This is a genomic window from Micromonospora sp. NPDC047074 (assembly GCF_040643815.1).
Lineage (GTDB): Bacteria > Actinomycetota > Actinomycetes > Mycobacteriales > Micromonosporaceae > Micromonospora.
Genome location: NZ_JBEYVB010000006.1, coordinates 1 through 26,460, shown reverse-complemented (window position 1 = coordinate 26,460; position 26,460 = coordinate 1). Strand labels below are relative to the sequence as shown.

At 73.9% G+C, this 26,460-nt stretch carries 24 protein-coding genes, 1 pseudogene and 1 riboswitch; of the genes and pseudogenes, 18 read left to right on the top strand and 7 right to left on the bottom strand.

The features are described from left to right. The first annotated feature begins 31 nt into the window (after positions 1-31). The 3 genes from rplQ (at position 32) to ABZ809_RS11470 (ending at position 2,558) form a co-directional block, all read left to right on the top strand. Positions 32-592, top strand: a complete 561-nt coding sequence (rplQ, locus tag ABZ809_RS11480; protein WP_357562397.1) for a 50S ribosomal protein L17 — start codon at positions 32-34, stop codon at positions 590-592. 69 nt (positions 593-661) lie between these two features. After that, positions 662-1,492 carry a tRNA pseudouridine(38-40) synthase TruA gene (truA, locus tag ABZ809_RS11475; RefSeq protein WP_357562396.1) on the top strand — a complete coding sequence of 277 codons (831 nt, stop codon included), beginning with the start codon at positions 662-664 and terminating at the stop codon, positions 1,490-1,492. A gap of 13 nt (positions 1,493-1,505) precedes the next feature. Further along, entirely contained in the window at positions 1,506-2,558 is a 1,053-nt protein-coding gene (locus tag ABZ809_RS11470) for a P1 family peptidase (protein WP_357562395.1), read from the top strand. A gap of 65 nt (positions 2,559-2,623) precedes the next feature. On the opposite strand, the gene ABZ809_RS11465 is transcribed toward ABZ809_RS11470, so the two are convergent. Continuing rightward, positions 2,624-3,868: a hypothetical protein gene (locus tag ABZ809_RS11465; RefSeq protein WP_357562394.1), complete on the bottom strand. Its 1,245-nt coding sequence runs from the start codon at positions 3,866-3,868 to the stop codon at positions 2,624-2,626. A gap of 201 nt (positions 3,869-4,069) precedes the next feature. Between ABZ809_RS11465 and ABZ809_RS11460 the strand changes: the two genes are divergently transcribed. The 5 genes from ABZ809_RS11460 to ABZ809_RS11440 all read left to right on the top strand — a co-directional run bounded on the left by ABZ809_RS11460 (position 4,070) and on the right by ABZ809_RS11440 (position 8,188). Next, positions 4,070-4,675 (top strand): methyltransferase, encoded by a 606-nt coding sequence (locus ABZ809_RS11460; protein ID WP_357562393.1) that lies wholly within the window; start codon positions 4,070-4,072, stop codon positions 4,673-4,675. Positions 4,676-4,716: 41 nt separating this feature from the next. Continuing rightward, entirely contained in the window at positions 4,717-6,396 is a 1,680-nt protein-coding gene (locus ABZ809_RS11455; protein ID WP_357562392.1) for an ATP-binding cassette domain-containing protein, read from the top strand. Continuing rightward, positions 6,393-6,614: a nucleotidyltransferase domain-containing protein gene (locus ABZ809_RS11450; protein WP_357562391.1), complete on the top strand. Its 222-nt coding sequence runs from the start codon at positions 6,393-6,395 to the stop codon at positions 6,612-6,614. The genes ABZ809_RS11455 and ABZ809_RS11450 overlap by 4 nt, the downstream gene beginning before the upstream one ends. A 69-nt stretch (positions 6,615-6,683) precedes the next feature. Beyond that, positions 6,684-7,190, top strand: a complete 507-nt coding sequence (locus tag ABZ809_RS11445; RefSeq protein WP_357562390.1) for a hypothetical protein — start codon at positions 6,684-6,686, stop codon at positions 7,188-7,190. A gap of 35 nt (positions 7,191-7,225) precedes the next feature. Beyond that, positions 7,226-8,188 (top strand): aldo/keto reductase, encoded by a 963-nt coding sequence (locus tag ABZ809_RS11440; RefSeq protein ID WP_357562389.1) that lies wholly within the window; start codon positions 7,226-7,228, stop codon positions 8,186-8,188. A 652-nt stretch (positions 8,189-8,840) separates the two neighbouring features. On the opposite strand, the gene ABZ809_RS11435 is transcribed toward ABZ809_RS11440, so the two are convergent. Next, positions 8,841-9,440 carry a DUF559 domain-containing protein gene (locus tag ABZ809_RS11435; protein ID WP_357562388.1) on the bottom strand — a complete coding sequence of 200 codons (600 nt, stop codon included), beginning with the start codon at positions 9,438-9,440 and terminating at the stop codon, positions 8,841-8,843. A 428-nt stretch (positions 9,441-9,868) separates the two neighbouring features. Next, positions 9,869-9,977: riboswitch (TPP riboswitch) on the top strand. Between ABZ809_RS11435 and thiE the strand changes: the two genes are divergently transcribed. From thiE to thiC, 7 genes and pseudogenes are all read left to right on the top strand, one after another. Further along, positions 9,972-10,598: a thiamine phosphate synthase gene (gene thiE / locus ABZ809_RS11430; protein ID WP_357562387.1), complete on the top strand. Its 627-nt coding sequence runs from the start codon at positions 9,972-9,974 to the stop codon at positions 10,596-10,598. It overlaps the preceding riboswitch by 6 nt. After that, the gene (gene thiO / locus ABZ809_RS11425; RefSeq protein ID WP_357562386.1) at positions 10,592-11,782 is read left to right on the top strand and encodes a glycine oxidase ThiO; all 1,191 of its coding nucleotides are present in this window, start codon (positions 10,592-10,594) and stop codon (positions 11,780-11,782) included. Before thiE ends, thiO begins: the two co-directional genes overlap by 7 nt. After that, the gene (gene thiS, locus ABZ809_RS11420; protein ID WP_357562385.1) at positions 11,773-11,973 is read left to right on the top strand and encodes a sulfur carrier protein ThiS; all 201 of its coding nucleotides are present in this window, start codon (positions 11,773-11,775) and stop codon (positions 11,971-11,973) included. Before thiO ends, thiS begins: the two co-directional genes overlap by 10 nt. A 4-nt stretch (positions 11,974-11,977) precedes the next feature. Next, positions 11,978-12,748: a thiazole synthase gene (locus tag ABZ809_RS11415; RefSeq protein ID WP_357562384.1), complete on the top strand. Its 771-nt coding sequence runs from the start codon at positions 11,978-11,980 to the stop codon at positions 12,746-12,748. Between the two features lie 50 nt (positions 12,749-12,798). Continuing rightward, positions 12,799-13,428, top strand: a pseudogene (locus tag ABZ809_RS11410) (thiamine phosphate synthase); the annotation flags it as partial. Positions 13,429-13,664: 236 nt separating this feature from the next. Next, complete coding sequence (thiD, locus tag ABZ809_RS11405; RefSeq protein ID WP_357562383.1) at positions 13,665-14,453, top strand: bifunctional hydroxymethylpyrimidine kinase/phosphomethylpyrimidine kinase; 789 nt, start codon at positions 13,665-13,667, stop codon at positions 14,451-14,453. A gap of 17 nt (positions 14,454-14,470) precedes the next feature. Further along, complete coding sequence (thiC, locus tag ABZ809_RS11400; protein ID WP_357562382.1) at positions 14,471-16,063, top strand: phosphomethylpyrimidine synthase ThiC; 1,593 nt, start codon at positions 14,471-14,473, stop codon at positions 16,061-16,063. A 134-nt stretch (positions 16,064-16,197) separates the two neighbouring features. Here thiC and ABZ809_RS11395 read toward each other — a convergent pair whose 3' ends face one another. The 4 genes from ABZ809_RS11395 to ABZ809_RS11380 all read right to left on the bottom strand — a co-directional run bounded on the left by ABZ809_RS11395 (position 16,198) and on the right by ABZ809_RS11380 (position 20,622). Continuing rightward, positions 16,198-18,510, bottom strand: coding sequence for a hypothetical protein (locus tag ABZ809_RS11395; RefSeq protein ID WP_357562381.1), 2,313 nt, complete (start codon positions 18,508-18,510; stop codon positions 16,198-16,200). 74 nt (positions 18,511-18,584) lie between these two features. Next, positions 18,585-18,887, bottom strand: a complete 303-nt coding sequence (locus ABZ809_RS11390; protein ID WP_357562380.1) for a cupin — start codon at positions 18,885-18,887, stop codon at positions 18,585-18,587. Next, a complete protein-coding gene (locus ABZ809_RS11385) occupies positions 18,884-19,834 on the bottom strand; it encodes an LLM class F420-dependent oxidoreductase (RefSeq protein WP_357562379.1) in 951 nt (316 codons plus the stop codon). The genes ABZ809_RS11390 and ABZ809_RS11385 overlap by 4 nt, the downstream gene beginning before the upstream one ends. A gap of 2 nt (positions 19,835-19,836) precedes the next feature. Next, positions 19,837-20,622: an ABC transporter ATP-binding protein gene (locus tag ABZ809_RS11380; protein WP_357562378.1), complete on the bottom strand. Its 786-nt coding sequence runs from the start codon at positions 20,620-20,622 to the stop codon at positions 19,837-19,839. A 260-nt stretch (positions 20,623-20,882) separates the two neighbouring features. Here ABZ809_RS11380 and ABZ809_RS11375 point away from each other — a divergent pair, with 260 nt between their 5' ends. Both ABZ809_RS11375 and ABZ809_RS11370 read left to right on the top strand, forming a co-directional pair. Continuing rightward, complete coding sequence (locus ABZ809_RS11375) at positions 20,883-21,911, top strand: ABC transporter substrate-binding protein (protein WP_357562377.1); 1,029 nt, start codon at positions 20,883-20,885, stop codon at positions 21,909-21,911. A 99-nt stretch (positions 21,912-22,010) separates the two neighbouring features. Then, positions 22,011-22,868, top strand: a complete 858-nt coding sequence (locus ABZ809_RS11370; RefSeq protein WP_357562376.1) for an ABC transporter permease — start codon at positions 22,011-22,013, stop codon at positions 22,866-22,868. 60 nt (positions 22,869-22,928) lie between these two features. On the opposite strand, the gene ABZ809_RS11365 is transcribed toward ABZ809_RS11370, so the two are convergent. Next, positions 22,929-24,110, bottom strand: a complete 1,182-nt coding sequence (locus ABZ809_RS11365; RefSeq protein WP_357562375.1) for an ABC transporter substrate-binding protein — start codon at positions 24,108-24,110, stop codon at positions 22,929-22,931. Between the two features lie 446 nt (positions 24,111-24,556). Here ABZ809_RS11365 and ABZ809_RS11360 point away from each other — a divergent pair. Further along, positions 24,557-26,460, top strand: a 1,904-nt coding sequence (locus ABZ809_RS11360; RefSeq protein WP_357562374.1) for a nitrate- and nitrite sensing domain-containing protein, incomplete at its 3' end; no start/stop codon positions are given.

Sequence of the window (26,460 nt, the reverse complement as noted above, 5' to 3'; positions counted from 1 at the left end):
GCGCTGCCGCCACACCTGAGGAGCACCAAGCATGCCCACGCCCACCAAGGGCCCCCGCCTCGGCGGCAGCCCCGCGCACGAGCGGCTGATGCTGGCCAACCTGGCCACCGCGCTGTTCCAGCACGGCAAGATCAAGACCACCGAGACGAAGGCCCGGCGGCTGCGTCCGCTGGCCGAGCAGCTCATCACCAAGGCCAAGCGCGGCGACCTGGCGTCCCGCCGGCGGGTGCTGGGCGTCGTCAAGGACAAGGACGTGGTCTACTCCCTGTTCGACCAGATCGCGCCCCGGTACGCCAACCGCAACGGTGGCTACACCCGGATCGTGAAGACCGGTCCGCGCAAGGGTGACGCCGCTCCGATGGCGATCATCGAGCTGGTCGAGGAGCTTCAGGTCGCCGAGCCGAAGGCGAACAAGAAGACCGCCGCCCGCAAGGCCGCCCAGCAGGACAAGGTCGAGGCGCTCGCCCCGGCCGACGAGGCCCCGAAGGCGACCTCGGGCGACCAGGACGCCGAGGCGCCCGTGTCGGCGTCCGGCGACACCGCCGCCGCCCGCGAGGACAGCGACGAGGCCGGCGAGAACGACAAGGCCTGATCCAGGCCACCGTCGGGCCCGGCACCCCTCGTGGGGTGCCGGGCCCGACCCGTGAGACGGGAGGTACGAGTGGACGAGCGCACCCGGCTGCGGCTGGACGTCGCGTACGACGGGTCGGGCTTCTCCGGCTGGGCCGCCCAGCCGACCCGGCGCACGGTCGCCGGCGTCCTCTCCGAGACCCTCGACCTGGTGCTCGGCGCGGGGACGGCGTCCGGGCTGACCGTGGCGGGCCGCACCGACGCCGGCGTGCACGCCACCGGCCAGGTCTGCCACGTCGACCTGCCGGCCGCCGTGTGGGGGGAACACGAGGGGCGGCTGCTGCGCCGGCTGGCCCGGCTGCTCCCGACCGACGTCCGGGTACGCGCGATGGCCGAGGTGCCGGCGGACTTCGACGCCCGTTTCTCGGCCACCTTCCGCCGCTACGAGTACCGGGTGACCGACGAACCGTGGGGCGCCGAGCCGCTGCGCCGGCACGAGATCCTGGCCTGGCCGAAGCCGCTGGACCTGGCCGCGTTGAACGCCGCCGCGGCGGGGCTGGTGGGGGAGCACGACTTCGCCGCGTACTGCCGGCGCAAGGAGCACGCCACCACGCTGCGCGAGGTGACCCGGCTGGACTGGCGGCGGGACCCGGACGGCGTCCTCGTCGCCACCGTGCAGGCCGACGCGTTCTGCCAGGCCATGGTGCGCAGCCTGGTCGGCGCGATGCTGGTCGCCGGGGACGGGCGCCGGCCGGTCGAGTGGCCGGGCAGCCTGCTGACCCGCCGGGAACGGTCCAGCGAGGTGACGGTGGCGCCGGCGCACGGGCTCACCCTGGTCGCGGTCGGCTACCCCGAGGACCCGGCCGAGTACGCCAGCCGTGCCGAGGCGACCCGGCAACTGCGTGTACCGGTGGAGGGCTGAGGGAGTGGAAGCCGTGCAGGAACCCCGCCGTTGCCGGGAACTCGGCATCGTCGTCGGAACGATGCCGACGGGACCGCTGAACGCCGTGACCGACGTGCCCGGCGTCCGGGTCGGCCACACCACGCTGGTCGAGGGCGACAGCATCCGGACCGGGGTGACGGCGATCGTGCCGGATCAGCTGACGGACCGTCGGTCGCTGCCGGCGGGCCTCTTCGTGGGCAACGGGCACGGGAAGATGGTCGGCTCGACCCAGGTGGCCGAGCTGGGGGAGATCGAGACCCCCGTCGTGCTGACCGCGACACTGTCGACGTTCCGGGCCGCAGACGGGCTGCTCACGTACATGCTCGGGCAGCCGGGGCGGGAGGCGGCCGAGTCGCTGAACCCGGTGGTGGCGGAGACCAACGACGGGTTCCTGTCCGACATCCGGGCGCGGCCGGTGCGGGAGGAACACGTGCTCGGTGCGCTGGCGGAGGCCAGTGGTGGCCTGCCCGCGGAGGGTGCCGTGGGCGCCGGTACGGGCACGACGGCGCTCGGCTTCAAGGCCGGCATCGGGACGTCCTCGCGGCTCGCCACGACGTCCCGCGGCACGGTCACCGTCGGTGTGCTGGTGCAGGCCAACTTTTCCGGTGTGCTCCAGGTGTCGGGGGTGCCGGTCCGGCCCGAGCAGGTGGGAGTGCCCGTCCCGCCGCCACCCAGCCGGCCCGAGCCACCGGGGAACTCCTGCGTGATCGTGGTCGCCACGGACGGCCGGCTCGACGCGCGGCAACTGGGCCGCGTCGCCCGCCGGGCCGTCTTCGCGATGGGGCGGGTCGGCTCGGACTTCGCGGGCGGCAGCGGCGACTACGGCCTGGCCTTCTCCACGGCCGGGGTGGAAACGCCGAACGTGCCCGAGTCCGACCTGGAGCCGATCTTCGCGGTGGTGCTGGAGGCCGTGGAGGAGGCTCTGCTCAACTCGCTGTTCATGGCGCGCACCACGGCCGGTTTCAAAGGGCGGGTCAAGTACGCCGTCCCGCACGACCGGATGCTCGACCTGCTGCGGACGCACCGGGTGGACCTCCAGGCGTGACCCGGCCACCCACGCGGAACGGGTGCGCGGCGTGGCCGGCGCACCCGTTCCCCGTCGCGGTTCGGTCACTCGCCGGGTAGGTCGCCGCCGTCCTGGGTGCTGGTCCTGTCCGCGCTCTCGTCGGTCGGCTGCGACGCCGTCCCACCGGCCGCCCGGCGGTCCAGCACACCCTGGTTGAGGTGCAGCTCGATCATGTCGAAGAGGATCTCCCGGGCCGTGGTGTCGCCGGACCTGATCGTCTCGCCGTCGCTGCGGGCGACCACCGCGTACGCGAGGTAGTGCCCCCGGACCTGCCAGCCCACGCGCGCCGGCGCGGTGGCGATCGTCTCGCTGTCCTCGCCGGCCGCCATGCCCCGGAACCGGCCCTCCCGCTCGTCGAGCAACTGCCGGACCTGGTCCCGGGCGCGTTCGGCGTTGGCGCGGTCGGTCAGGTTGAACAATCCGGCGGTGACCAGATGGTCGCCGTCGGAGGTCCGCAGCGTGGCCCGGACCACCTGGTTGCAGCCGAGGCGGACCAGCAGGTCGGCGACCTCCCCGGTGGCGGCCACCGCACAGCTGGCGCTGGAGTGCGTCCTCAGCACCCGGTAGGCGGGCTCTCCGTCGGCGACAGCGAGCTGCTTGCCGGGGAAGAGTTCCTTGGCGGTCAGCGGCGCCTGGTCGGTGTCCCGGGAGTCGAGGTCGTGGGCGTCGGCCCCGGCCGAGTCACTTACCCCGGGCTGCGCGGTGGACGCGGTCTGCGGGTTCTGGCCGCGCTCGTCGAGCAGGGCGGCGGCACCGAGGCCGCAGAGCGCGAGCAGCACGAGCACGGCCGCGCCGCCCACCACCACCTGCCACAGCCGACCGCCGCCCTGCCGGGGGGCGGGAGGCCCGGCCGACGGGGGCGGCTCGGCTGGCGCCGGGGGCTCGACCGGCGACTCCACCCGCGCGAGCGGCGGCTGCGCCTGCTCGTACGGCTGGTTCTGCGTGGGCGGCTGCCGCGCCTGCTCGTGCGGGTGCACCTGCGCGGCCGGCTGTGGCTGCGGGTGCGGTGGCGCCTGCCCGTGCGACTCCGCCTGCCCGTGCGACTCCGCCCGCGCGTGCGGCGGCGCCTGCTCGTGCGGTTGGGCCTGCGGCTGCGGCAGCGTCTGGTGGGGTGATGGCGGCGGCACCTGGGCCCTGGCGCGGCTCGGCTCGACGTGGACCGGGGGCTGCGCGGGCCGGCTGCGCCGGGGCAACGACGGCGTCGGGAAGCGGGAGGGGGAGGGCCCGGCCGGGGGCGGCGGACCGGCAGCGAGCCCCGGCCGGTCGGACCCGGGCGCCGGGTGCTCCATGAATGCGTCCTCATCGGACTCGTACCGATACACCATACTGCCCAGAGTAGGATGCATTATCCCTTTAGGTGTGAATAATGGGAAACTGTGTGCGCGGATGTCGCGGGTCGTGCTGCGCCTCCACGCTCGCCACCCCACCGGCCGGGTCCACCGTGCCGGGCCCACGCCGCCGTGCCGGGTGGCGGTGCGAGAATTGCCGGCGTGACCGGCGACCACTACTTCACCGCTGAGCCCACGACCGCCGCCCAGCCACGCGAGGTCGAGTTCTCCGTCGCCGGCCGCGACTACACCCTGGCCTCCTCCGCCGGCGTCTTCTCCGCCACCCGCCTCGACCCGGGCACGGCGGTGCTGCTGCGCAAGGCCGACCTGCCGGCCGCCGGGACAACCGGCGCCCTGCTCGACCTCGGCTGCGGCTTCGGGCCGATCACCTGCGTACTCGCCAGCTCGGCGCCCTCGGCGACCGTGTGGGCCGTCGACGTCAACGAACGGGCCCGGGCGCTCACCGCCGCCAACGCGGCGCGGATCGGCGCGGCTGACCGGGTGCGCGTCGCCGCGCCGGACGACGTACCGGCCGACCTGACCCTCGCCGAGATCTGGTCCAACCCGCCGATCCACGTCGGCAAGGACGAACTGCACAGGCTCCTGCTGCGCTGGCTGCCCCGGCTCGCCCCGGACGGTGTCGCCTGGCTGGTGGTGGCCCGCTACCTGGGCGGGGACTCGTTGCAGCGCTGGCTCGTCGAGCAGGGCTGGCAGGTAAAGCGGCACGCCAGCCAGAAGGGCTACCGGGTGCTGCGGGTCACCCGGTAATTGGTTGGGCCGCCCGGCCGGTGCTCGGGCAGGATGCCGACGTGGGATACGTGGACGTGGCGGCGGTCGGGCACATTCTCCCCGACGGCCGGGAGCTCTTCTCCGACGTGTCGTTCCGGGTCGGTGAGGGCGCCAAGGTGGCCCTGGTCGGGCCGAACGGCGCCGGCAAGACGACGCTGCTGCGGATGGTCGCCGGTGACCTGCCGGTGAAGACCGGCGCGATCGCCCGGGCCGGCGGGCTGGGCGTGATGCGCCAGTTCATCGGGATGATCGGTGACGAGTCCACGCTCGCCGACCTGGCGCTGTCGCTGGCCCCGCCGGCCCTGCGCGACGCCGGCCGCCGGCTGGTCGAGACCGAGGAGGCCATGCGCGCGGCCGAGGTCCGCGGCAAGTACAGCACCGCCGCCGGCAAGGCCCAGCTCGCGTACGCGGACGCGCTCGCGGCCTGGGGCGAGGTCGGCGGGTACGACGCCGAGGTGCTCTTCGACACGGTCGCCACCATCGTGCTCGACCTGCCCTGGGACCGTGCCCGGGAACGAGGAGTCCGGACCCTCTCCGGCGGCCAGCAGAAGCGTTTCGCCCTCGAACTGCTGCTGCGTGGCCCCGACGAGGTGCTGCTCCTCGACGAGCCGGACAACTTCCTCGACGTGCCGGGCAAACGGTGGCTGGAGGGGCGGCTGCGGGAGTCCGGCAAGTCGGTGCTCTACGTCTCGCACGACCGGGAGTTGCTGGCCCACACGGCCGACCGGGTGGTCGCCGTGGAGGGCGGCAGCGCCTGGGTGCACCCGGGCGGCTTCGCGAGCTGGCACGACGCGCGGGTGGCCCGGCACGAACGCCTCGACGAGCTGCGCCGACGCTGGGACGAGGAACACCAGAAGCTGCGCGAGCTGATGCTGATGTACAAGCAGAAGGCCGCGTACAACGACGGGCTGGCGTCGCGCTACCAGGCCGCGCAGACCCGGCTGCGCAAGTTCGAGGAGGCCGGGCCGCCGCCCGTACCGCCGAAGGACCAGGACATCCGGATGCGGCTGACCGGCGGGCGGACCGGCAAACGTGCGGTGGTCTGCGAGCAGCTCGAACTCGACGGCCTGACCTACCCGTTCGACCTGGAGATCTGGTACGGCGACCGGGTCGCGGTGCTCGGTGCCAACGGCACCGGCAAGTCGCACTTCCTGCGGCTGCTGGCCCGGGGCGGCACCGATCCCGACCCGGCCAACGGCCCGGTGGACGGGGCCGCCGCGCTCGCGCCGGTGGTGCACGACGGGACGGCCCGGCTCGGCGCGCGGGTACGCCCCGGGCACTTCTCGCAGACCCACGACCGGCCGGAGCTGACGGCGAAGACCCTCGTCGAGATCCTCTGGCGGGGCGACGAGCACCGGGCCGGCATGGACCGGCACGCCGCGATGGCGGCGCTCAGCCGGTACGAGCTGGCGGGGCAGGGCGACCAGCGGTTCGGCACCCTCTCCGGCGGGCAGCAGGCGCGCTTCCTGGTGCTGCTGCTGGAGCTGTCCGGCGCGACGCTGCTGCTGCTCGACGAGCCCACCGACAACCTCGACCTGGCCTCGGCGGAGGCGCTGGAGGCCGGGCTGACCGCGTTCGAGGGGACCGTGGTGGCAGTGACCCACGACCGCTGGTTCACCCGCTCCTTCGACCGGTTCGTGCTGTTCGGGGGCGACAACGAGGTGGTGGAGACCCCCGAGCCGGTCTGGGACGTGGCGTGATCCCCGCCGACCTGGCCGACCGACTCTGCGCGGTCGGCGGAGTCGTCGCCGTCGCACTCGGTGGCAGCCGGGCCCGGGGCGAGCACCGGCCCGACTCCGACTGGGACGTCGGCCTCTACTACCGGGGCGAACTGGACGTGCCGGGGCTGCTGGCCGTCGCCGCCTCGGTGGCCGACGAGCAGGTCGAGCTGACCCGGCCCGGCGGTTGGGGGCCCTGAGTCGACGGCGGCGGATGGCTGCGGATCGGCGGGGCGGCGGTCGACTGGATCTACCGCGACCTCGACCGGGTGCACCGGATCTGGGCCGACTGCCGGGCCGGCCGCTACGAGGTCGGTGTGCAGGCCGGGCACCCGCTCGGGTTCTACTCGCCCGGCTACGTCGGCGAGGTGGCGCTCTGCCGTGTGCTCGGTGACCCGACCGGCGAGCTGACCGCGCTGCGGGAGGAGACCCTCGCGTACCCGCCCGCCCTGGCCGACGCCCTGACCGCCAGCGGCTGGGAGGCCCGGTTCCTGGTGGCCGGAGCCGCCAAGGCGGCCGTGGCCGGCGACAGCGGGTACGTTGCCGGCTGCCTGTTCCGGGGGGTCGGCGTACTGGCCCAGGTGCTGCACGCCCGCGCCGGGCGGTGGCTGGTCAACGAGAAGGGCATGATCGCGTCCGCCGGGCGCTTGCCGGGCGCGCCGCCCGACTTCACCAGACGGGCGCAGGCGCTGCTGGGCGGGGTCGGGCACACTCCGGACGAGCTGGCCGCCACGCTCACCCTCGCCCGTCGCCTCGTCGACGACGTGCTCGACTGACAGTCCGCCGCGTACGCCGGACCGGGCGGCCTAGGGTGGGTCCCGTGGATGAGATGACGTACCGCCGGTTGGGCGACTCCGGGCTCGTGGTGTCCGTGGTCGGCATCGGCTGCAACAACTTCGGCCGCAAGCTCGACTTCGAGGGCACCCGGGCGGTGGTCGACGCCGCGCTGGACGCCGGGATCAACTTCTTCGACACCGCCGACATCTACGGCGAGCCGCAGGGCGGCTCCGAGGAACTGCTGGGCCGGGCGCTCAAGGGCCGGCGCGACGACGTGGTGGTGGCCACCAAGTTCGGCATGGACATGCACGGCCTGAACGGCCCCGACCACGGCGCCCGGGGCGCGCGGCGCTACGTGGCCCGGGCGGTCGAGGCGTCGCTGCGCCGGCTCGGCACCGACCACATCGACCTCTACCAGCTGCACGAGCCCGACCCGGGCACCCCGATCGACGAGACGCTCGCCGCGCTCGACGACCTTGTCCGGGCCGGCAAGGTCCGCTACCTGGGCAACTCCAACTTCGCCGGCTGGCAGATCGCCGACGCGGACTGGGTCGCCTCCTCCGCCGGCCGGACCCGCTTCGTCAGCGCGCAGAACCACTACAGCCTGCTGGAACGCGGCGTCGAGGCCGAGGTGGTGCCGGCCTGCGAGCGGTTCGGCCTGGGGCTGCTGCCGTTCTTCCCGCTGGCCAACGGGCTGCTCACCGGCAAGTACAAGCGGGACCAGGCACCGCCGGCCGGCAGCCGCCTCGCCGGTGGCGGCCGGTACGCCGAGCGTCTCGCCGCCGCCGACTGGGACACCATCGAGGCGATCGAGGCGTACGCCGCCGAGCGAGGGCTGTCGATGCTCCAGGTGGCCATCGGTGGGCTGGCCGCCCAGCCGGCGGTGACCTCGGTGATCGCCGGTGCCACCACGCCCGAGCAGGTGCGGTCCAACGCGCAGGCCGGCACGTGGCAGCCGACCGAAGCGGACTTCGACGCCCTGCGCGCCATCCTCTGACCCACGCCGACACCGGGTGCGCATGTTGTCTGCGCGCCACGTGGTGTGCGCGCCAGCTTCGGTGTGCGTGCCGGCTTCGGTGTGCGTGCCGGCTTCGGTGTGCGTGCCGGCTTCGGTGTGCGTGCCGCGTGGGTGTGCGCGCCACGTGGGGTGTGCGGTGGTGTCGAGCGTGACGACGAGGGCCCGCGTCGCGGCGGGGCGTCTCCGCGCATGGGGCGCTGCCGCCGTGCACGGGTCCGGATCGCCGGGTGTGTGCGATCTTCGGTGGAACGCCATGGGTGTCACCCGGCACCGGAGACACCCATGGCGTTCCACCCAGGTCGAGTCGCGTCGGCACTGCGCTGCCTCAGTCGACGGCCGGCCGGGCTGCGGTCGGCCGGGCTGCGGTCGGCGGACCGCTACGTGCGCGGACGGCAGCGAGGCCGGTGCGCTCGCTCAGTGGAACGTCATGGGTGTCACGGGAGGGCGGAGACACCCCTGAGGTTCCACTGAGCCGGCAACGCCGCTGGTTCCTCGGTCATGTGGCAGGGCGGTGACGGGTTAGACGTCTGTCAGGGCTGAGGGGCAGGCGCGCGTGTAGGCAGGGCGGTGACGGGGAGTGGCGTGGGTGGGTGGCGTCGGGAAGCCCCGGGCCGGGACGGGAGTGAGAGGGTCAGTGGGCGGGGCGGCGCTCGCGGAGCGCCTGGGTGACCAGGGCGACGGTGCGGCCGGGGTGGCGGAGAACGTCGTCGGCCGTGAAGCGGAGCACGACCCAGCCCGCCGCGCGCAGGGCGTTGAGCCGGGCGACACCCTGGCGGAAGTGGGCGCGCTCGCGGTGGTGGTCTCCGTCGTACTCGACGGCGACGCGCAGCGCGGGCCAGGCCAGGTCGACCCGGCCGACGAACATGCCCCGGGCGTTCCGCACATCGTGCTGGGCGGTCGGTGGGGGCAGCCCCGCGTCGAGCAGGAGCAGCCGGAGGCGGGTCTCCATCGGCGACTCGGTCAGGGGCTCCGTCAGCGCCAGGACCTCCCGTAGCAGGGGCATCCCGGGCCAGCCGGTCCTCGCGTCAGCGTATGCGCGAAGCGCGGGGAGTTTTACCACCCTGCGGTACAGCAACGCGTCGACGGCGACGAGAGCATCGGTGCGCGGCCCCTGCCGGCCCAGGTCGAAGGCGGTGCGCAGCGGGGTGGTGACCGGCAGCCCGGCGAACCTGGTGCGGTCGCCGTCCGGCAGGGTGGACCGGGCGACGGCCACCCGGGGGTGCGGCCGCATCTGGGCAGCCGGGGCAGCAGCACGGTCACCGGCGCGGCCCGGTCGAGCAGGTCGACGCCCCACAGGTACGCGGCGCTGCGACCCGCGATCGCCGCGCCGACCGGCAGCGAAAGCGCGACCGCGTCGCACCACATCCGGTGGTCGTCCACCTGGTAGCCGTCGCGGTGCACGTGGATGTCGGGCAGCAGCCGGCGCCAGGACCGTCCACGCAACATCGTCCAGGTGACCAGCCCTTCGGCGACGGCGGTGCTGGCCCGGAACGACTGGAACGCCAGGCGTGGCGGAACCCGGGCGGCGGAGGGCATCCGGCCAGCATCACGTGATCGGCCGGTCACCCGCAGCCCCGGTCGTCGGCTTCGGGCGGCCAATGTGAAATCCGCTGCTCACCCTTGGCGGAGTCGGGGAATCCGTCGTACGGTGACACCCGCAAGTGACCCACGGGAGCCCGGTACACCGGGCTGAGAGGGGGGCTGTGAGCCCCCGACCGTCGAACCTGATCCGGGTAATGCCGGCGCAGGGAGGAGTGTTGCCGTGCCGTCCCTCGGGCGACTGCATCTGATCACCGACACCCGACCCGGGCGGGATCCGCTGACCGTGCTGCGGGCCGCCCTTCCGGTGGCCCGCGCCGAGCTGGTCGTGCAGGTCCGGGTGGCGGACGACGCCACCGACCGGGAGGCGTACGACCTGGCTCGCCGGGCGGTCGCGCTCTGCGCCCGGTACGGCGCCACCTGCCTCGTGAACGACCGGCTGCACGTGGCGCTGGCGGTGGGTGCCGCCGGTGGGCACGTCGGCGCGGCGGACCTGCCGGTCGGGGCGGCCCGCCGGGTGCTCGGTGCCGCCGCCGTGCTCGGTGCCACCGCCCGTGATCCGGGGACGGCCGCCGAGGCGGTCGCCGGTGGGGCCAGCTACCTGGGCGTGGGCCCGTGCCACGTCACCAGCACCAAGACGGGACTGCCGGCGCCGATCGGCCCGGCCGGCGTACGTGCCGTCGCCGACGCCGTGGACGTGCCGGTCGTCGCGATCGGCGGGGTGACCGCCGCGAGGGTGCCCGCGCTGGTGGCCGCCGGGGCGTACGGGGTGGCGGTGGTGGGGGCGATCTCCGGGGCGGCCGATCCGGCCCGGGCGACGGCGGAGCTGCTGGGGGCGCTGGGGTGCTGAGCCGACCGGACGTCGCCGTGGTGGGGGCGGGGCCGGTCGGGCTGGCGATCGCCTGGCGCCTGGCGGCGCGCGGGTTCCGGGTCGCCGTGCACGATCCCGCCCCGGGCAGCGGCGCGTCACACGTCGCCGCCGGGATGCTCGCGCCGGTCGCCGAGGCGTACTTCGGCGAGCACGAGCTGACCGGGCTGCTGACCGCCTCCGCCGCCCGCTGGCCGGCCTTCGCCGCCGAGCTGACCACCGTCACCGGCGTGGACATCGGCTACCGGACCGAGGGCACGCTGATGGTCGGGCTCACCGCCGACGACCTGGCCGAGGCGCGCCGGCTGTGGGCGTACCAGCAGGGGATCGGGTTGCCCGTGACGCCGCTGCGACCCTCGGCGCTGCGGGACCGCGAGCCGGCGTTGGCGCCCCGGGTGCGCGGTGGTGCGTTCGCCGCCACCGACCACCAGGTCGACCCGCGCCGGCTGGTGCCGGCGCTGCGTGAGGCGGCCGAACGGGCCGGCGCCACGCTGGTGCCCACCGCCGTGCGTTCGCTTTCCGACGTGGACGCCGGGGTCACCGTGGTGGCGGCCGGCTGCGGCGCGGCGGCCCTGACCGGGCTGCCCGTGCGGCCGGTGAAGGGGCAACTGCTCCGGCTCCGCGCGCCCGACGGCGTCGCGCCGGGCTTCCGGCACGTCATCCGGGGGTACGCCGACGGCGAGCACGTCTACCTCGTCCCCCGGCCCGACGGGGAGGTGGTGGTGGGCGCGACCGTCGAGGAGCGCGCCGACACCCGCGTCGGCGCCGGGGCGGTGCTGCGCCTGCTCCGCGCCGCCGTCGACCTGCTGCCGGAGCTGGCCGAGTACGACCTGGTGGAGACCCTCGCCGGCCTGCGCCCCGGCACTCCCGACAACGCCCCGATCCTCGGCCCACTGCCCGGCCGGCCCGGCGTGCTCGCCGCGACCGGGCACCACCGGCACGGCATCGTGCTCACCCCGGTCACCGCCGACCTGATCGCCGACCTGGTCAGCACGGGTACGGCGGACCCGATGCTCGCCCCCTTCGCCCCGGCCCGGTTCCCGGCGGCCGGCACGACGGAACCGGCCAGCAGGACGAAGCCGGCCGGCACGACGGAACCGGCCGGTACGGCCGTCGACGGACGGCGCGGTCGCTCGGCATCCGAGGAGGAGCACACGTGGAACTGACGGTGAACGGCGCCGGGCGCAGCCTGCCCGGCGGCTCGACCGTGGCGGACCTGGTCCGCGCGGTCACCGACCAGCGGCGCGGCCTCGCGGTCGCGGTCAACGGGGAGGTCGTGCCGCGTACGGGCTGGCCGTCGACCGTGCTGGTCGACGGCGACCGGGTCGAGGTCCTCAGCGCCGCCCAGGGCGGGTGACGCGGTGAGCCTGGAACTCGGCGGCGTGCGCCTGGCGTCCCGGCTGATCCTGGGGACCGGCGGCGCGGCCAACCTGCGCGTGCTGGAGGAGGCGATCCGCGCGTCCGGCACGGGACTGGTGACCCTGGCCCTGCGCCGGGTCGACACCGCCCCCGGCACGGCCGGCGGGCTGCTGGACCTGCTCGACAGGTGCGGCGTGCGGCTGCTGCCGAACACCGCCGGCTGCTACACGGCGGGCGAGGCGGTCAAGGTGGCCCACCTGGCGCGGGAGGCGTTCGGCACCGACTGGGTGAAGCTGGAGGTGATCGGCGACGAGCGCACGCTGCTGCCCGACGGGGTGGAGTTGCTGCGGGCCGCCGAGGAACTCGTGGCGGACGGCTTCGTCGTACTGCCGTACACGTCGGACGACCCGATCCTGGCGCGGCGGCTGGCCGACGTCGGCTGCGCCGCGGTGATGCCGGCGGGCGCGCCGATCGGCTCCGGCCTGGGCGTGTCGAACCCGCACCACATCCGGCTGATCAGGCAGAGCGTCGACGTGCCGGTGATCCTGGACGCCGGCATCGGCACCGCGTCGGACGCCGCGCTGGCCATGGAGCTGGGCTGCGACGGGGTGCTGCTCGCCAGCGCGGTCACCCGCGCCGCCGACCCGGTGGCGATGGCCACGGCCATGCGGTACGCGGTCGAGGCGGGTCGGCTCGCGTACCGGGCGGGACGGATCGCGCGGCGCTTCCACGCCCTCGCCTCCACACCCGACGACGGACGGCCCGACCTGTGACCGCCGGCCCCGGGCCCGCCGCCGCCACCCCGCCTCCGGCCGATCTTGGTATGAAAGGGCCCCTGGAGGGGCCGTTTCCTACCAAGATCTCGGGCGGGCCGGCTGGCGTCGTGCTGTTGACCGACCGGTGGCAGGCGCGGCGGCCGTTGGCCGAGGTCGTCGCCGGGGCGGTGGCCGGGGGAGTGCGGTGGGTGGTGCTGCGGGAGAAGGACCTGCCCCCGGCCGAGCGCGCCGCCCTCGCCGCCGCCCTGCGCGCGATCCTCGCCGAGGCGGGCGGCACGCTGATCGTCGCCGGCCCCGACCCGCTCAGTGGGGACGCCGTGCACCTGCCGTCGGCGGGGCCGTACCCGCCGCCGCGCCTCGGCCTGGTGGGCCGCTCCTGCCACGACCGGGCGGAGTTGGCGCGACTGACCACGGAGCACTACGCCACCCTCTCGCCCGTCTACCCGACCAGCACCAAGCCCGGCTACGGCCCACCCCTGCGACCGGAAGGGCTCGGCGCGCTGATCGCGACCAGCACCGTGCCGGTCCTGGCGCTTGGCGGAGTGCAGAGCCCTGACCAGGTGGCCGCCTGCGTCGAGGTGGGAGCCGTGGGGGTGGCGGTGCTGGGTGCCGTCATGCGTGCCGACGACCCCGAGGCGGCAGCAGCCGCCCTCACGGCAGCCGCCGACGCGGCGAGCCGGACCCGGCAGGGCTGCGCCGACACCCGCGCCGAAAACGGGTTACCCCGGCATCCTGCGGTGACGACGCGCAGCCGGCGGGACCGCACGGAGGTCTCCGGGACGGGGCCGCGGCCGACCGTGCCCGCGGAGGGATCGAGCCTGACCGCCCGGATCGGGCACGGTCGGCCGCAGCCCTCAAGCGCGACGACGCGCGGCCTGCCCAAGCTCCCGTCCGCCACCACGGAAGAGGAACGATGACCCCGACGACAGTGCTCACCGTCGCCGGCTCGGACTCCGGCGCGGGCGCCGGCATCCAGGCCGACCTCAAGGTCTTCGCGGCCCTCGGCGCGTACGGCACCAGCGTGCTCACCGCCGTCACCGCGCAGAACACGAGGGGTGTCGACGCCGTCCTGCCCCTGCCGCCCCGCACGGTCACCGAGCAGCTCGACAGCGTGCTCGGCGACTTCACCGTGCGCGCCGTCAAGACCGGCATGCTCGGCACCCCGGCGGTCGCCGACGCGGTGGCCGCCGCCGCCCGGGACGGCCGCCTGCCGCACCTCGTGGTCGATCCGGTGCTCGCCGCCACCAGCGGGCACCGGCTGGGCGTGGTCGCCGCCGTCGAGCGGCTGCTGCCGTACGCCCGGGTGGCGACGCCGAACTGCGCGGAGGCCGCGGCCATCACCGGCCGCCCGGTGACCACTGTCGAGGAGATGGTGGCCGCCGCCGAGGCCCTGGCGGCCGGCGGGCCGGAGCACGTGGTGGTGACCGGCGGCGACGTGGACGCCGACGGCGAGGCGGTCGACGTGCTGCGCGGTGGCGGCGTCACCACCCTGCTCCGCGCGCCCCGGGTCGACACCCGGCACAACCACGGCACCGGGTGCTCGTTCTCGGCGGCGATCGCGGTCCGGCTGGCGTTCGGCGACGAGGTGCCGACGGCGGTCGCCACCGCCAAGGAGTACGTCCTCCGCGGGCTGACCGGCGCGCGGGACTGGGAGCTGGGCGCGGGACGCGGCCCGCTGGACCACTTCGGATGGTCCGCTTGATCACCAGGGAGGCTGGCATGCAGGCACGTCGCAAGGTCTACGTGGAGGGATCGCGGCCGGACGTCCGGGTGCCGTTCGCCGAGGTGGAACTGACCGGCGACAACCCGCCGGTCCGGCTCTACGACACCTCCGGGCCGGGCTCCGACCCCGAGGTCGGGCTGCCGCCGCTGCGCGGGCCGTGGATCGCCGAGCGCGGCGACGTCGCCCCGGCGCGGGGCGCGGGCACCCCGCTCGCGGGCGCCGACGGCCGACGCCCCACCCAACTCGCGTACGCGCGGGCGGGGGTCGTCACGCCGGAGATGGAGTTCGTGGCGGTCCGGGAGGGGATGGCGGCGGAGTTCGTCCGGGACGAGATCGCGGCCGGGCGGGCGGTGCTGCCGCTCAACGTCAACCATCCCGAGTGCGAGCCGGCGATCATCGGCAAGGCGTTCCTGGTGAAGGTGAACGCCAACATCGGCACCTCGGCGGTCACCTCCTCGGTGGCGGAGGAGGTGGAGAAACTGACCTGGGCCACCCGGTGGGGCGCGGACACCGTGATGGACCTGTCGACGGGCAAGCGGATCCACGAGACCCGCGAGGCGATCGTGCGGAACTCGCCGGTGCCGATCGGGACCGTGCCGATCTACCAGGCGTTGGAGAAGGTCGGCGGCGATCCGGTGAAGCTGAGCTGGGAGGTGTTCCGGGAGACCGTCGTCGAGCAGGCCGAGCAGGGCGTCGACTACATGACGGTGCACGCGGGGGTGCTGCTGCCGTACGTGCCGCTGGCGGTGGACCGGGTGACCGGCATCGTGTCCCGGGGCGGCTCGATCATGGCGGCCTGGTGCCTGGCGCACCACGAGGAGAACTTCCTCTACACGAACTTCGCGGAGCTGTGCGAGATCCTGGCCCGGTACGACGTGACGTTCTCGCTCGGCGACGGGCTGCGCCCCGGCTCGATCGCGGACGCCAACGACGAGGCGCAGTTCGCGGAGCTGCGTACCCTCGGCGAGCTGACGAGCCTCGCCTGGGAGCACGACGTGCAGGTCATGATCGAGGGCCCGGGCCACGTGCCCATGCACAAGATCAAGGAGAACGTGGACCTCCAGCAGGAGTGGTGCCACGAGGCGCCCTTCTACACCCTCGGCCCGCTGACCACGGACATCGCCCCCGCGTACGACCACATCACGTCGGCGATCGGCGCCGCGATGATCGGCATGTTCGGCACCGCGATGCTCTGCTACGTGACGCCGAAGGAGCACCTGGGGCTGCCGGACCGCGACGACGTGAAGGCCGGCGTGATCGCGTACAAGATCGCGGCGCACGCGGCCGACCTGGCCAAGGGACACCCGGGCGCGCAGGCGTGGGACGACGCGCTGTCCAGGGCACGGTTCGAGTTCCGCTGGGAGGATCAGTTCAACCTCTCGCTGGACCCGGAGACCGCCCGGTCGTACCACGACGCGACGCTGCCGGCCGAGCCGGCGAAGACCGCGCACTTCTGCTCGATGTGCGGGCCGAAGTTCTGCTCCATGAAGATCACCCAGGAGCTGAAGGAGTACGCGGCGCGCGGCATGAGGGACAAGTCGGAGGAGTTCGTCACCTCGGGCGGCCGGGTCTACCTGCCGCTGGCCTGACCGGGGCGGTGGGCGCCGGTGCCGGGGCTTCCGGTCGCGGACGTCCGGTCCCGTGTCTCCGGTCGCGGACGTCCGGTCCCGTGTCTCCGGTCGCGGGCGGGGACCAGTGCGCCCCGACCGGAGACGGTGCCGGCTCAGTCGCGGTGGTGGCGGCCGGTGGACCGCAACGATCGCCGGCCGTTCTCCTGCTCGGGCTCGTTGTCCGGCACGGGCCGGCTCAGGCCGGTGACCCAGTCCACGTACTCCTCGTCCTGTTCCGGCAGCGACTCGGCTTCCCGCTCGGCCGGGCCGTCCCCGGCCTGGGGCCGGTTGCGGCGGAACAGGCCCAGCCGGCCCCGGACCCGTCCGGCGTGCTGCTCGGCCCCGGCGGGAGTCGCCGTGCCGTCCGGGGGCGTCGCGGCCGTTTCGGGGGCCGCCGTGCCGGGGCGCTGCGGGGTGTCGGTCGGTGCCGGGACGGGACCGGCGCGCCGCGCGGTGGCGAGGGCTTCCCAGCTCGCGGCCCGGGCCAGGTCGGGCATCGGGGCCCGGTGCCGGGGCCGGGGGGCCGGCGCGGGAGCGGGATCCGTGGCCGACGACGCCGCCTCGGCGGCGTCGTCGGGCTGCACCTGGGGCGTGCCGGGCTCGGTGCGGGCCGGAGTGGCGTCGTCCGCCGCAGCCGGACCGGTGGGGGAGGGTGCCGCGGCCGGACCGGTGGGGGAGGGTGCCGCCGGGGCGCCGGCCGGGGCGTCCTCGACCGCCGACGTCATCCCAGCCGAACCCGGCGCGGTCGGCTCGGCCGAGGTCACCTGAGCCGAGCCCGACGTGGTCGGCAGAGCCGAGGTCACCTGAGCCGCACTCGGCGCGGTCGGCTCAGCCGAGGACGAGTCGGCGGGGGCGGGCACCGGGGCTGCTTCCTCCGGCGGCACCGTGGAGGTGGGCTGGCGCGTCGACCGGGGCTTGCGGGTACGGCGGGGTTTGGGCGTGGTCGGTGCCGCCTGCTGCCCGGGTGCCGTCGTGCCTTCGACGGTCGTGTCCTCGGCCGTCGGGCCTCCGACGGTTGTGGCCTCCTCGGTCGTCGTGCCTTCGGCGGTCGCGTCCTTGGTCGTGGTCTCCCTGGTCCGTACCTTTCCGGCGGTCGCGTCGCCGGCCGTGGCCTCCTTGGTCGTGGCCTTCTTGGCCCGCACCCCGCGGGTCGCCGTGCCCTTGGTGGCTGCGTCCTCGACCGTCGCGTCCTCGACCGAAGCGTCCTCGACCGTGGCCTCCCTGGCCTTGGCCGTGCTCTTCTCGGCGGGGGTGCCGGGCTCGACCGTCTTTTGCGTGTCCGCCACCGGCCGGGTGTCGGCGGCCGGCGCGGGACCGGTGCCGCCGGTGCCCGGCCAGTCCCAGTGCGGCGGGACGGCCCGGGGCGGCGGGACGTCGGCGGTGCTGGCGGTGGTCGTCCCACCCACGCCCGTGCTTCCGGACCGGTCGGCGGCGGCCAGCGCGGTGCCGGCGGGCGGCTGCGGCGGCGACTCGTCGCCGTTGCCGGCGGGCGCCGGGGCCGGTGGCAGGGCGGGACCGGTGGGCAGCGGACGCAGGATGTCGGTCGGCTCGATGGCCTCGGTGGGGGCGGTGCGTGCAAGGAGTGGCCAACGCAGCAGCGTGGCGGCGGCCGACCCGAGCGTGCCGGCGGCCACCGCGAGCAGCGCCGCGTAGTACGGCATGAGCTGGTAGCGGTCGGTTGCGTCGCCCGGGCCGGCGGCCAGGTAGGCGAACGCGACCAGCACCGGGCCCGCCACTCCTGTCGCGCCACTGACCAGCGGCGGGTGGCCACGCCACCGGGCCAGCCCGCCGGTCGCCGCGCCGGCCAGCAGTGCCAGCAGCGGCAGGACCGGGAGGGCCAGCCGCTGTGCCGCGACGTCGTCGAGCCACGCCGGCTCCAGCACCCCGAGTCGTACGCTGGACAGCGGCCCGGTCGAGGCCAGCGACGGCGCCACCGACACCACGGCGAGCAACCAGATCGCACCGGCGAACGCCGCCATGTTCCAGCCCACCGGCGGCTGGAACAGGATCGCGAGCGCGGCGCCCGCGCCGGCAAGCGCGCCGAGCACCGCGCAGATGCCCACGGCCCAGACGGGGTCCGCCGAGACGAGGTCGGCGGCCCGGGCGGGCTGCATGCAGAGCGGCGCGACGACGGTGGCGCCCAGCGCGGCGGCAGCGGCGACGGCGAGCAGGCGGCCGGTGCCGGCCAATCCGCCGTCCCGCCGGGCCAGGCGCTCGGTGAGCACCGCGCCGACCACGGCGGCGTTCGCCGCGAACCAGCCCACCCAGACGAGCTGGGCCGGCCACTGGTTGATGGTGGCGCCGGTGAAGGCGCCGGTGAGCCGGACGATGCCGAAGCCGAAGGCGACGCCGAGCTGACCGGCACCGGCCAGCAGGCTCACCCCGAGCGCCGTGAGCACCAGTCTGCCCCAGGTCCGAAAGGCCATGTCCGGCACGTTACGCACCTGTTGACCAGGTCGCCACCGGCGCGCCGCGAGCGGGGTCGCCCCGCCGGGGGCGGCTACTTCAGCTCGACCAGCCGCGCCAGGTACGTCGTGTCGCCCACGTTGGTGAGCATGTGCACCGCGCCCGGGTCCCGGTAGACCACCCCGCCGGTCGGCTCGTCGGCGTCGATCAGGGTGCCGTCGATCGTCTGCACGACGTTCTTCGCCCCCTGGATCGCCACCACCAGGTACGGGTGGTCGTGCCGGTGCAGCGGCTGCCGCTCGCCCGGCTCCAGGCGGATGTGCCAGGCCCGTACCCGGTCGTTCTCGAACACGATCTCCTGGCCCACCGGGCCGAGTTCCAGCTCTGTGCCGGTCATCGGATTCCGTCCAGTTGGGGGAGCACCTCGGCGGCGACGAGCTCCACGTGGTCGAGGTCGGCGAGGTCGATCAACCGCAGGTGCACCCGGGTGGCACCGATCGCGGCGAACTCGCCGATCCGGTCGACGAGCTGCGCGGGCGAGCCGACCACCGGGTCCTCCGGCGGCAGGGCGCTCTTGACGTGCAGCGGGGCGGCCCGGTGCTGTGCCTCGGCGTCGGTGCGGCCGATCGCCACCAGGATCCCGGCGGAGAGCGTCAGCGGGGCGCGTCCCGACTCCGCCCGGCCGGCCCGGTCGCAGGCCTCCCGCACCCGCTCGTACGCGGCGGCGGTCTGGGCGACGGTCTTGAACGGCATGTTGAACTCGTCGGCGTACCGGGCGGCGAGTTCCGGGGTGCGCTTCGGGCCGCGTCCGCCGACGATGATCGGCGGGCCGGGCACCTGCACCGGCTTCGGCAGCGCGGGGGCGTCCACCAGCCGGTAGTGGTCACCGGTGAAGCTGTAGGACCCGCCCGGCGGGGTCTGCCACAACCCGGTGATGATCTCCAGTTGCTCCGCCAGTCGGTCGAAGCGCTCGCCGACCGCCGGGAACGGGATGCCGTAGGAGGTGTGCTCGCGCTCGTACCAGCCGGCGCCGATGCCCAGCTCGACCCGGCCGCCGCTCATCTGGTCGACCTGGGCCACCATCATCGCCAGCGGGCCGGGCAGCCGGAAGGTGGCCGAGGTGACCAGGGTGCCGAGCCGGATCCGGTTGGTCTCCCGGGCCAGCGCGGCGAGCGTCAGCCAGGCGTCGGTCGGGCCGGGCAGCGCCGGCTCGTCGCCCATCGCCTGGTAGTGGTCGGCGCGGAGGAAGCCCTCGAAGCCGCCGGCCTCGACCAGCCGGGCGAAGCGGAGCTGGTCGTCGTAGCTGGCGCCCCGGTGCGGCTCCGTGAAGACCGATACCCGCATGCTCATCGTCCCTCTGCGCCGGCAGCCGCCGGCAGGTCGCGCTCCATGAGGAGTTCGTGCAGGTCGGCGCTGACCCGGGCGACGTCCGCCAGGTGCGCGTTGCGGCCGAGGGTGCGTGGCCGGGGAATGTTCACGTCGACGATCTTGCGGATCCGGCCGGGCCGGGGGCTGAGCACGACCACCCGGTCGGCCAGCAGCACCGCCTCGTCGATCGAGTGGGTGACGAAGACGACCGTGGCCCCGGACGTCATGTGGACGCGTTGCAGCTCGCCGGAGAGCTCCTCGCGGGTGAGCGCGTCGAGCGCGGAGAACGGCTCGTCCATCAGCATCACCCGGGGGTTGCCGATCAGCGACCGGCACAGCGAGACCCGCTGCTGCATCCCGCCGGAGAGCTCGTGCGGCAGCCGCTTCTCGAAGCCGCCCAGCCCGGCGAGTTCCAGCAGCTGCCGGGCCCGCTCGCGGTGCTTCGCCCGCTTCCAGCCGAACATCTCCACGGGGAGCAGGACGTTGTCCAGCACCGTACGCCAGGGCAGCAGGGCCGGCCGCTGGAAGAGCATCGCGATGTCGGGGCGGGGCCGGGTGATCGGCGTACCGGCCACGGTGATCTGACCCGCGGTCACCGGGAGGAGGCCGGCGATCAGCCGTAGCAGAGTGGACTTGCCGCATCCCGACCGACCGAGTATGGCGACGAACTCTCCCGCCGCGACGTCGAGATCGATTCCGCGCAGCGCCTCGACCCGACCGCTGCGGCCGTCGAAGGTGCGGGACACCCCGGAAAGCTGGATCATCTCCGGCGACCTCCCTGAATCGGTGATCAGTCGCGGCCCAGGGTAACCCCCCTGTGGAGCGATCGGTGTCCGGGGTGGACGCGAGGATTTTTCCGTAACGAAACCCATACACCGGGCATTGCGAAGGTCACTTTCTCGTACGCTGTGCCGGCGAAAGGTCCCCTCAAGACGGCGGTGCCGGCTCAACCCCTCCGGCCGGCCCGCCAGACAACCCCTCCGGTGCGGCGTGCCGCGCTGGTCGGAAAGGACATGGTGCACTGATGAGAAGGCTGACCCGTACGGTCGCTGCCGCTGCGCTGGCCACCGCCCTCGCCCTCGTCTCCGCCTGCAGCGGCGACGCGGACTCCGGTGACGGCAGCAGCGGCGGTGGCGGCGCGTTGGAGAAGGTGACCTACCTCACCTCGTTCGGCAACTTTGGCCGTGACTCCTACGCCTGGGTCGCAAAGGAGAAGGGCTTCTTCAAGGAAGCCGGGTTCGACGTCGAGATCAAGGCGGGCCAGGGCACGAACGCCGTGATCGGGACAATCGTCGGCGGCCAGGCCCAGTTCGGCCCGATCGACCTCACCGGCGGTCTGCTCCAGGTCGGCAACGGCCAGGCCAAGGACTTCGTCGCGGTCGCCGCGATCCAGCAGCGCACCATGGCCGGCATCGCGACCGTCGAGGGCAAGGGCATCGCGTCGCCGAAGGACCTGGAGGGCAAGAAGCTCGCCGACACCCAGGGCTCCGTCGTCCGCAACCTCTTCCCGACGTACGCCCGGATGGCCGGTGTGGACGCGAGCAAGGTGACCTGGGTGAACGGCCAGGCGCAGGACCTGATGGGCATGCTCGGCACCGGCACGGTGGACGGCATCGGCCAGTTCGTCGTCGGCCAGCCCACCATCGAGACGGTGACCAGGCAGAAGGCCGTCATGCTGCCGTACAGCGAAGTGATGCAGGACCTCTACGGCAACGTGCTGATCACCTCGGCCAAGATCGCCAAGGAGAAGCCGGAGATGGTCAAGCGGTTCACCGCGGCCCTGATGAAGGGCTTGGACTACGCGCTGACCAACCCGCAGGAGGCGGGCAACCTGCTGAAGAAGAACGTCGACGCCGCGATCCCCGCCGCGGCCGCCGCCGAGCTCCAGCTGATGACCGGCTACGTGCGGTCCAGCAACTCCGGCACCCAGCTCGGCACGCTGGACAGCGGCCGGGTCGCCAAGAGCATCGCCATCCTGCAGGGCGCCGGCGCGCTCAAGCAGAACATCACCCCCGACCAGATCATCGACTTCAGCCTCGTGCCGAAGGCCTGACCGACGTCGACCGTGCCACGGGGGTGCGGTCCACCGGGTGCGAACCCGGGGGCCGCACCCTCGTCGTGTGCCGGCCCGGCCGGCAGGAGAGGAGGAGCTGTGACGGAGACGACCGGTACCCGGTCCGGCCATACCGGAACTCAGCGGGCGGCCACCGGCGCGCCCCGGCCGGCGCCCGCGCGCCGGTCCGCCGTACGCCCGGGGGCCGTCGGCCTGCCGCTGCTCGGCGCGGCGATCACGCTGGCCGCCTGGTGGCTGGTCACGTCGGGCCTGGAACTGGTGCACCCGGTGTCCCTGCCGCCGCCGCAGGTGGTGTGGAAGGCGCTGACCGCCGGGAGCGACGTGCTGGTGCCGGCGCTGGGGGTGACCGCCATGCTGACGGTGGTCGGCTTCCTGCTGTCGACGGCTGCCGGGGTGCTGATCGGCATGGCGCTCGCCGCGTCCCGCCGCGTCGAGCGGATGTTCGCGCCGCTGCTGGTGGCGGTCAACGCGGTGCCGAAGATCGCCCTCGGCCCGCTGCTGGTGGTCTCGGTCGGCTGGGGTTCGAAGCCGGTCCTGACGATGGTGTTCCTGCTGTGTTTCTTCCCGATCGTGCTCTCCACGGCGACCGGTCTCACCACCACCCCGGCCGACCTGGCCGACCTGGCCCGGTCGCTGAACGCCTCGTGGTGGCAGGCGTTCCGCAAGGTACGCCTCCCGGCCGCGCTGCCGCAGATCTTCGTGGGGCTGAAGGTGGCGATGCCGCTGGCCGCGATCGGTGCGGTGATCGGTGAGTTCTACTCCGACCAGGAGGGGCTGGGCTACCAGATCCTCCAGTACAACGGCATCGGGGACACCGCGACGGCCTGGGCGGCGATCGTGCTGATCGCGGCGATGAGCATCCTGCTCTACAGCGCGCTCTCCGCGGTCGAGCGGTTCGCCCTGCCGTGGGTCCGCGCCACCACGTCGGCCCGCTGACGGCAAGCTGGACCAGCCCGGGGTGTGGCCCGCCGGACGGCGGGCCACACCCCTTCGCGGTCAGCCTGCGAGCCGCCAGCGCCCGTTGCGCGCGACGAGCGTGGTGAGGGCCTGCGGCATCAGGCCGGAGTGGTTGTCCGGGGTCATCCGGATCGGCCCGGAGAGACCGTCCATCTGGATCGTCTCCAGCCCGTCCCGGATGCCGTCGCGGTCGACCCGGCCGGGCTCGCCGCCGGCCCGCAACTCGGCGTCGGCGATGAGCTGCACCGCGTCGGCCGCGAACGAGGACGAACCGTTGTAGCCGCCGAAGCGGGCGGTGTAGTCCTGGAACCACTGGCGACGGGCCGCCTTCGCCGGGGTGGTGGCGATGACGTCGTCGATCACCATCGTCTGGGTGAAGACCAGCGTGGCGCGCTCGGTCGCCCCCGTCGCGGCGCCCAGGAAGAGGTCGCCGGCCGCCGCCGCGTCGAAGAAGAGCTGCCCGCCGAACTTGGCCTGCTGGGCCGCCCTCGCGGTGAGCGTGGCCTGCTCCGCCGAGGTCCAGACGACCAGCGCCTTCGGCTTCCGCTCGAGCAGATCCCGGACCTTCTGGTCGACCTCGGTGTCGGTGGTGCGTACGGACTCGTCGCTGACCAGGTCGATGCCGGCCTTCGTGAGCTCACCGGTCAGCGCAACCAGTCCCTCGCGGCCGTAGGTGTCGGCGGTGTGCAGCAGGGCCGCCTTGCGGATGCCCTGGCGCTTCATCTCCAGGGCGAGGGCGGCGGCGCTGTCGGCCGCGTTCGGGGCGAGCTTGAACATGTACCGCCGCTCGGCGACGGGGGTGGACACGGCGCTGGACGGCGCGAGCGCGACGGTGGGGATCCGCTTGTCGGCGACGACGGGCGCGGCACCGACGGCGCACTCGTTGCAGCCGCCCATGATGATCGCGCTGACCTGGGAGTCGCCGCTGAAGTCGCCGATGTTGCGCAGCGACTCGGCCGGGTCGGACCGGTTGTCCTTCACCCTCAGGTCGATCCGCCGGCCGTTCAGCGCGCCCGAGGCGTTCAACTGCTCGACCTTCAGCTCCAGCGCCCGCTGGTACGCCTTGCCGGCGGACGCCGCCGCGCCGGAGAGTTCGAGGTCCGCGGCGATGACGATGGGACTGGTGTCCTGCTCGTCCGCGCCGAACTGGCAGCCGGTGAGCGTGGTGGCCAGCACGGCCGATGCGAGCGCCGCGGCGGTCGCGGAGCGGATGGTGCTCAACTCAGTCCTCCAGATATGGCCCGGGTGACGCCCGGTCACCGCCGGGTTGTCCGTCCTCAGTAGAGGAACGGGATCGGTCTGCCGTACGGTGTGCGCGAAGCCTGCAAAACCTTGCCAACGCCGGGCCCTGTGGTCAAGCCGGGGCGTTGGAAGCGTTTCGGGACGTGCATCCCACATGGTGGGGCAACCATGAGTTTGTAAACGCTTACTAATCCGACACGGATGACCACTCTGGAGTCACATGCCCTGGTCACGGGCGTGAAGAATTGAAGGTATTAGTTGACCGGAACACGGGATGAGTGCCGTCCAACCGTTTTCTGCGCCACTGTGGCTTCCCAAACAGGATCACTTCTGATGAAATCGCGGCCGTGCCGCGTGTGGCGCAGTCCGCTGCACCGGGCGCTAGTCGGCGGGGCAGGCATGGAAGAAACGACGGAGGCGATGTCGTGAGCACCGGACCGACGACCCTGCCCGCGAGTGGCGACACGGAACAGGTGAAGCGCCGCCGGTTGTTCCGGCTCCGCGACGCCCGGATCCGCTCCAAGCTCGCGCTGATCCTGGTCGTACCCGTCGCCGCGGTGCTCGCGTTGGCCACGGTTCGGCTCGTCTCCGTCGGCGAGGGCGCCTACGAGGCCAACCAGGCCCGGGCGCTGACCGCGCTCTCCATCGACATCTCCGCCCTGACACAGGACCTGCACGCCGAGCGGATGGCGGCTGCGACCTTCCTGTCCACGCCGCAGGAGCAGGCCGACCCGTACAACCAGCGGGCGCGCAGCACCGACCAGCGGATCGAGGCGTACCGGGCGGAGCGCGCGCGGGTCGGCGAGCCGCCGGCGGCCGTGCGGGACCGGCTGGCGACCATCGACGAGCACCTGGAGACGCTCGCCACCACCCGGCAGGAGGTGCTGGACCGCCGGCAGATGGCGGTGGCCGAGGCGGTGCTGCGCTACGGGGTCGTCATCACCGACCTGGTCGCGTACGGCGACGGCCTGGCCCAGTTGCCCGGCGACGAGGGGCTCGCGGACGCCCGGCGCGCGGTCGCCGCGTTCGCCCGGGCCAAGGAAGCCGTCGCCGAGGAACAGTCGGTCGTCTTCACCGCGCTCGTCGCCGGCCGGCTCGACGAGGAGCAGTTCTCCTCCTTCGTCGCCACGCTGACCAGCCAGCAGGAGGCGCTGATCGCCTTCTCCCTGGCCGCCGACCCGACCCAGCGCGCCCTGGTCGACAGCACCGTCTCCGGTGACGCGGTCACCCTCGCCGACCGGGTGGCCACCGACATCACCCGCTCGGTCGGGCAGACGCCGCTGGTGACCGCCAAGGACGCCACCGCCGCCATCGGCGCGGTCAACGACCTGATGCGCTGGGCCGAGATCCGGCTCCAGGACCGGCTGCTCAGCCAGGCCGACGAGGCCCGTTCGGACGTCATCCAGCAGGCCGTCGTCGAATCGCTGCTGGTGCTGCTCACCCTCGTCGTCGCGGTGACGCTCGCCGTGGTGCTGGCCCGCTCGCTCAACCACTCGCTGCGCCGGCTGCGTGAGGGTGCCCTCTCGGTGGCCAACCACGACCTGCCGGACGCGGTGCAGCGGCTGCAGAACGTCGGCAACGTCGGCGACGGCGGCGTCGAGGAGATCGTGCGGCAGGTCCGCGATCCGATCAAGCTCAACAACCGCGACGAGATCGGCCAGGTGGCGCTCGCCTTCAACGTCGTACACCGCGAGGCGGTCCGTGTGGCGGCCGAGCAGGCCGCGCTGCGTACCAGCGTCTCGGCGATGTTCCTCAACCTGGCCCGGCGCAGTCAGACCCTGGTCGACCGCATGATCGGCGAGCTGGACGCGATCGAGCGGGGCGAGGAGGACCCGAAGCGGTTGGCGCAGCTGTTCGAGCTGGACCACCTGGCCACCCGGATGCGCCGCAACGACGAGAACCTGCTCGTCCTCGCGGGCGCCGACTCTGCCGTGCCGCGCCGTGACGACGCCCTGCTGGTGGACGTGCTGCGGGCCTCGCAGTCCGAGGTGGAGCTCTACAACCGTATCGAGTTCGGCACGGTGGACACCGACATCTCGGTGGCCGCGCACGCGGTCAACGACGTGGTCCGGCTCGTCGCCGAGCTGCTCGACAACGCCACCCGCTTCTCGCCGCCGAACACCACTGTGGTCGCCGACGGCCGGCGGATCCGTGACTACGTCCTGATCCAGATCGAGGACCGGGGCCTGGGCCTGACCGACGACCAGCTCGACTCGCTCAACCGCCGGCTGGCGGCCCCGCCGAGCGTCGACGTCGCGGCGTTCCGGCTGATGGGTCTGGCCGTGGTCAGCCGCCTGGCCTCCCGCTACGCCATCCGGGTGGAGCTGCG

Coding starts and splice junctions, on each gene's coding strand:
- ABZ809_RS11375 (WP_357562377.1), top strand. CDS start 20,883: ATGAGAAGGCTGACCCGTACGGTCGCTGCCGCTGCGCTGGCCACCGCC.
- ABZ809_RS11395 (WP_357562381.1), bottom strand. CDS start 18,510: ATGGCCTTTCGGACCTGGGGCAGACTGGTGCTCACGGCGCTCGGGGTG.
- ABZ809_RS11390 (WP_357562380.1), bottom strand. CDS start 18,887: ATGACCGGCACAGAGCTGGAACTCGGCCCGGTGGGCCAGGAGATCGTG.
- rplQ (WP_357562397.1), top strand. CDS start 32: ATGCCCACGCCCACCAAGGGCCCCCGCCTCGGCGGCAGCCCCGCGCAC.
- ABZ809_RS11465 (WP_357562394.1), bottom strand. CDS start 3,868: ATGGAGCACCCGGCGCCCGGGTCCGACCGGCCGGGGCTCGCTGCCGGT.
- ABZ809_RS11385 (WP_357562379.1), bottom strand. CDS start 19,834: ATGCGGGTATCGGTCTTCACGGAGCCGCACCGGGGCGCCAGCTACGAC.
- thiC (WP_357562382.1), top strand. CDS start 14,471: ATGCAGGCACGTCGCAAGGTCTACGTGGAGGGATCGCGGCCGGACGTC.
- ABZ809_RS11435 (WP_357562388.1), bottom strand. CDS start 9,440: ATGCGGCCGCACCCCCGGGTGGCCGTCGCCCGGTCCACCCTGCCGGAC.
- ABZ809_RS11380 (WP_357562378.1), bottom strand. CDS start 20,622: ATGATCCAGCTTTCCGGGGTGTCCCGCACCTTCGACGGCCGCAGCGGT.
- thiD (WP_357562383.1), top strand. CDS start 13,665: ATGACCCCGACGACAGTGCTCACCGTCGCCGGCTCGGACTCCGGCGCG.